This is a genomic window from Accumulibacter sp., from assembly GCF_031732815.1.
GTDB lineage: Bacteria > Pseudomonadota > Gammaproteobacteria > Burkholderiales > Rhodocyclaceae > Accumulibacter.
In genome coordinates this window covers 1-2,540 of record NZ_JAVMKF010000136.1, presented here as the reverse complement: position 1 = coordinate 2,540, position 2,540 = coordinate 1, and the positions used below count along the sequence as shown (strand labels likewise).

Sequence of the window (2,540 nt, the reverse complement as noted above, 5' to 3'; positions counted from 1 at the left end):
ACGGCGGCGCAACTTTGCTGTGCCCACGCCGCGGCCTGGAGCGCCGAGCAGCGGGCAGCGCTGCGTGCGGTCGCCGGCGAGCTGGCGCCGCTGGCACGCGCGCAGCTCGCTGCGCTCGGCGACGACGCGGCAAGCGAAGGGCCGGCGCTGCCGGGGTCGGCCGACGGCGAGAGCGCTGCCGCCTCGCCATGGCGCGTGCGCCTGCAGGCGCTGCCGTCCCATCTGCGCGCCCTGGGCGGTTTGGCCGGCGAAGTCGATTTCTCGCACCCGCCGCCGCCGCTGGCCTTCGCGCTGACCGACCTGCCTATGCTGACGAATCTGCCGCCACTGCTGCCGATCGCCAGCGTCGACGCGCTGATCGACAGCGTCGCGCACGCCATCGAGACGGTCGATTCAGCCGACGAAGTCGAGCGCATCGTCGACGGCATTGCTCGTCTGTTCGACGAGCGGCCGGCCGACTTCGCGGCGCGCACGCAAGCGCTGGTCAGGCGGATGTACACCGGCGCGCTCGCCGACGCGCGTGGCCTCGTCCTGCCCGGCGCGTCGAACGGCCTGCGCGATCTGGTGCTGACCTGGCTCGAGGGCGGCCAGCGGCGCACGCGCTATCCCTTCTGGCAGCAGGTACGCGGACCGCTGCGCTTCTTCGACCGGCGTTTGTGGGAGCTTGCCGATCATCTCGAACGCCATGGCGCACTGCCGCCGCTGGCGACGCCGACGCATGCCCAGGGCTGGCTCGACCCGCGAGTACTGGTCGAGCGCCTGCGCGGCTACGTCCAGACCGGCCGCCGGCCGCTCGCCGCCGATCTCGTGCAGGCGGTGCTGCGTCTGGCGCCCGACGGCCGCGATCAAGCGCTGGCCCGGCTCGCCGAGCTGGATGGCGAATGGCTGCCGGCGCTGCGCTGGGCGCTCGGCGGCGACAGCGGTCCCGACGCGCAGAGCAGAAAGCAAGCTGCTCTGTGGATCGCCGCCGGCCGCGCGCGCGCGCCGCTGGCCGATCTGAGCGGCCCGCTGGCGCCGCTCGGCGTGTCGCTCGACTGGCCGGATGTCCTGCGCCCGGCCCGCTACCAGTGGGCCGCCGGGACGCGCACGCTGCGCCAGCATCGCCGTGTCACGACCTACCCGAGCCTCGAACTGCAGGTTTCGCCGGCGTACTCGGCCGCGCCGCCGGCGCCGACGCCGGCCTGGGGAGCGGCGGCGAAGATTCGCGCCGGCGGCGCCTGGCTGCGGCGTTTCGCCGGCTGGCTGCGTCTGGCGGCGCCGTCGCTGGCCTTGCGCACGGTCGACCCGAGCCTCGCCGTGCCGACCTGCCTGGCGCACGAATCGGCCGCGCATCGCTCGCTGGCGGTCGGCTACTCGGCACCCTGGCTGATCGAATGGACGCTGACGCTCTGGCCGCTCAACGTCGATGCGTCGCTGGCCACCGGCGCGCGCCTGATGGTCGAGCGCATCGATCTCACGGCGAGCGCCGGCGAACCGCTGCACTCCTTCCTCATGCCGCTGTTCGCGAGCAACCGTCCGTGGTCCGAGCTCAGCCGGCTGGCGCTGACCATCGCCCTCGCCAGCCGCGACGGCGATCTGCGCCGGCTGGCGACGGACCTGCTGAGCGAAGGCATCGCCGACGGCCGCGCCGACCCCGGCGAGCTGGCCGACGTGCTGCGGCGCCTGGCGGCCGGCGGCTGGCTAAAGGCCAATCGCCTGAGCGAAACGCTGCGCGAAGTCGCGCGCCTGTCGCCGCTGCACCAGTGGGTGGTCGCCGCCATCGTCGAAGGCGCGCTCGACGTCTTCCTGGCGCAGACCGGCAAGGCCAGTGTCGCCCTCGAACTGCTGCATGAACTGCTCGTCGAATTGCGCTGTGGGCCGTCGCCGGCGACGCTGCAACAGCTCGCCGCGATCAGCGGCGGCAAGGCGGGAAACGTCGCCCGGGCGATCACCGCCCTGGCCGAGCAGCCCCCGCTGCACGCCTCGCCGGAAGCGCTTAGCCCAGTCTGGGAGGCGCGCCTGGCGCGGCTCGCGGCGTGGGCGCCGGCCGCGAGATAGGACGCCCGCGCAGCGGGCGAGCTCCCGGCCCGCGCCTGCCGCCACGCCAGACGGACAGGCTGGCCCTGCCTGCCCGTCCTCTTGCTTCAGGCAAAGAAGAAATCGCTGCCGAACAGGTTGACGCCGACATCGCCGACCGAAAAATCGGTGACGTTTTCGACGACGGCCAATACCTGGCCGCTGCCGAAGCCGGCATTGCCGTCGATGCCGTCGCCGAGATGGAAGCTTGTGTTCGCACCGTTGGTTACCACGTCGATGTCGGCAATCTGACTGAAGACGAGGCTGTCGCCGCCGAGGCCGCGGACGAAATCGTACAGACGATCGAGGCCATCGCCCGCCTTGTACTGGACGGTATCGGCCACGCCGTCGTCAGCGCCCAGGGAAAGCACATCGTCGCCGGTGCCGCCGATCATCAGGCTCTGGCTGGAACCGCTGTAGAGGACATCGTTGTTGTTGCCGCCGTTCAGGGTGTTGCTGCCGCCGGCGCTGATTCCGGTGAGCAC

1 protein-coding gene and 1 pseudogene are annotated in these 2,540 nt (G+C 72.2%); one reads left to right on the top strand and one right to left on the bottom strand.

Going from position 1 to position 2,540, the window contains the following annotated elements:
* The coding region (locus tag RKP46_RS09635) for a DUF6493 family protein (RefSeq protein WP_311106448.1) at positions 1-2,037 on the top strand (2,037 nt) is incomplete at its 5' end.
* Positions 2,038-2,123: 86 nt separating this feature from the next.
* Here the strand turns inward: RKP46_RS09635 and RKP46_RS09630 are convergent.
* Positions 2,124-2,540, bottom strand: a pseudogene (locus tag RKP46_RS09630) (hypothetical protein); the annotation flags it as partial.